The sequence below is a fragment of the Pseudomonas sp. R62 genome, assembly GCF_000257605.1.
GTDB lineage: Bacteria > Pseudomonadota > Gammaproteobacteria > Pseudomonadales > Pseudomonadaceae > Aquipseudomonas > Aquipseudomonas atacamensis.
The window spans coordinates 41,379-44,158 of the sequence record NZ_JH635998.1; the positions used below are offsets into that span (position 1 = coordinate 41,379).

At 59.8% G+C, this 2,780-nt stretch carries 3 protein-coding genes; all 3 read right to left on the reverse strand.

Annotated features, from left to right (window positions below; all coding sequences use genetic code 11):
- Nucleotides 1-9 precede the first annotated feature (9 nt).
- Nucleotides 10-1,023 carry a GNAT family N-acetyltransferase gene (locus OQK_RS01675; RefSeq protein ID WP_016770818.1) on the reverse strand — a complete coding sequence of 338 codons (1,014 nt, stop codon included), beginning with the start codon at nt 1,021-1,023 and terminating at the stop codon, nt 10-12.
- A gap of 85 nt (nt 1,024-1,108) precedes the next feature.
- On the reverse strand, nt 1,109-1,906 hold the full coding sequence (locus tag OQK_RS01680; protein ID WP_038860414.1) for a substrate-binding periplasmic protein: 798 nt from the start codon (nt 1,904-1,906) through the stop codon (nt 1,109-1,111).
- Between the two features lie 93 nt (nt 1,907-1,999).
- A complete protein-coding gene (locus tag OQK_RS01685; protein WP_016770820.1) occupies nt 2,000-2,623 on the reverse strand; it encodes a TetR/AcrR family transcriptional regulator in 624 nt (207 codons plus the stop codon).
- Nucleotides 2,624-2,780: the final 157 nt, after the last annotated feature.

Genomic DNA, 2,780 nt, shown 5'->3' on the forward strand with positions numbered 1-2,780 from the left:
CCGAATACATCAGGCCAACCGGCACCGATCAAAAAACCGCTCCCGCCCCAGAATCATCAACGCCGCGCGCTTGTGCGGAAAATCGAATTCCTTCTCGCAGTGAAAGCATTGGTTGTGCATATGGCCGATCATCTTCGCGTTGTCGGCACGTGGCTCGGCGACCACGCGCTGGGTGCGTGGATCATCGAGAAACAGGTAATGCACCAGTGCCGATAACCAGCTCGCCACTTTGTGCGGGCCGCGATGACTTTCCTCGCCGACCAGCATGTGAATGCCACGGTCGTAATCGCCGGCATCGTAGAACGGCGCGATGCGATCTTCCTTGGCCCAGTAGGCTTCGAAATAGGCGAATGGCTGATCATCGAAACAGCCGATCAGCGTCAGCGTGTGCGGATCGGCATCGAGCTTGCTCAGATATTCGCGATGCTGCTCAAGGCTGCCCTCCTCCTGCCAGAAACTCGCCACGCGCGGGCTGTTCTGCCAGCGATTGAAGCGCGACAGATCTTCCTCGATTTCCAGCGTACGCAAGGAAATCCACGCGCCGAGCCGCGCATCGAAACGCCGGTAGACTTCACCGCGCGGCTTCACCGGTCGCAGCGGATGGCGCTTGCCATGGCTGATGACCATTTGCTGCGGATAGCTGCCGGTCAGTGAAGTGCCCAGCCACGGCTGCGGCAGTTGCCAGAACAGCGTGCGCTCGCAGCGGTACTCACCGGCGACTTCGGTATTGATCAGCAGACCACTGCGCAAGGCTTCGGTCGGTGGCTGATCGAGTTGCCAGGTCAATTGCTGGCACGCCGGGGCACGGGCGAACAACCAATAACAGGCGGCCCACAAGGCTTGCCCGGGCGGCAGGGCAAAACGTTCATCAAGCTGGATCGGGCCATTGGCCTCGCGGTCCAGGCGCAGCCGAATCAGCGGTTGCCCGTCCAGGCTCAGGCTCAGTCGGCTCTCGGTAGCATCAGCGATCAAGCGACTGCCCGAGGGCAATGCCAGGGCAGTCAGGTCATTCAGATTGGACATGGGTCGGGCTCACGTAATCGTCGACAGTTCAACGAAGTGACGTGAGCCGGGAGGGGAAATTTAAGCGCGAGATGCAAACAGCGCTTCAGTGATGCGGCACGGGCACTACGGCAATCTTGTAAGGCTCGAAAATCTTCAGCAATTCGCCATTGTCACGCAGACGCTGCAACAGATTGCCGAAGGCGTCGCCGGTGATCGGAGCGCTTGGCCGCAGAATCGCGTAATGGTGATAGATCTGATCGGTACGCTGCGACGCCAACAGCTCATCGCGGACCTTCTCGTTGCGCAGCAGGTAATCGAACAGATAGGAACGGGTCACCAGGGCAATGTCGGCGCGCCCGCGCAGGACCATCAGCAGGTTGCTGTCGTGGGAATAGGTCAGCGTGGCGTTGTAGTTGTGCGCGAGGTATTTCGGGTCGGCGTTGAAGTCGGCGAATTCGTAGTGATAACCGCTGAACAGCGCCAGACGTTTGCCCGACAGGCTCGAGAAGTAGTTTTGCTGGCGGCCGTCTTCGCGTTGCGCGACGAAAATCTCGGCGTCTTCCAGGCCCATGTCGACGTCGTCGTGGGGAATGTCCTTCCAGCCCCACTCGGGGTTCTCGAAGATCGCCATATCGATGCGGCCCTGCTTGAAATCACCGAAGCGGCGCGGGATCGAGGTTGGCACCAGGACGAACTGATAGTCGCTCTGCGAGCGGTTCAGCGCCTCGATCAATTGCGGCAACAGGCCGGTGTCGGCGCCGTTTTCCGGGCGAATCGTATAAGGCGGGAAATGCGCGGCGCCGACCCGGACCAATTGCGCTGACTGAGCGGGCAATACCCATAACGCAGCCAGCGCAGCGAGCATCAGCCCGGCGGCTGTCCGAATTGGCGAAGACTTCAAAACACCCCACTCCCCGAAAAAAATAGCGATCAATGCATTCAAGCTAGGCGGTTTCGGCGACTTAGCCAGTTTGTCGGCCGGTCCGACAACCGTTCAACGCGCTTCGAGGACCAGAATCAGCGCTTCATCGGCGAGCTGATCGAGGCTCAAACTGCCGCCGGCACGGAACCAGGTGGTGGTCCAGGACAGTGCGCCGGTAAGGAAACGTCGGGTAATAAAAACGTCGCCGCGAATATAGCCGGCGTCCTTGGCCTCGCCCAGAACCTGCAGCCAGATGTCTTCATAAACGTCACGTAAAGCAAGGACTTTAGCCTGGCCGTCTTCGGACAATGAGCGCCATTCGTACACCAGCACTGCCATCGCCTCGCCACTGCCGCCCATGATCGACTGCAACTCGCAACGAATCAGCGCCAGCACTTTCTCGCGCACGTCGCCGGCTTCGGCCAGGGCTGCGCGCATCAGCGCGGTGTTGTAGCGGATGGTTTCCTCCATCACCGCGCGGAGAATTTCATCCTTGCTTTTGAAGTGATGAAAAATGCTTCCCGACTGAATGCCCACAGCGCTGGCCAGATCGCGCACCGTGGTGCGCTCGTAGCCTTTGTTGCGAAACAGATGAGCCGCCACTTGCAGCAATTTGCCGCGGGCGCTGTCCGGGTCGGTCAACTGGCCCTGGTCGACCAGTTCGCGCATGACCCGCAGGGCTTTTTGCTCGTCCACCCGTTCTCTCCTACAGTCGATCAGTGTGTTGCCCCCTGTAACCGCAGGGTTGCGCGCAATTTAAGCCGCGCGCGGGCACCAAGCAAGCGCTTGGGCAGAAGAATGTTTCGCCTGTTTACAAACCAAGCGCTTGCTTGGTAGCCTCCAGACACTTCTG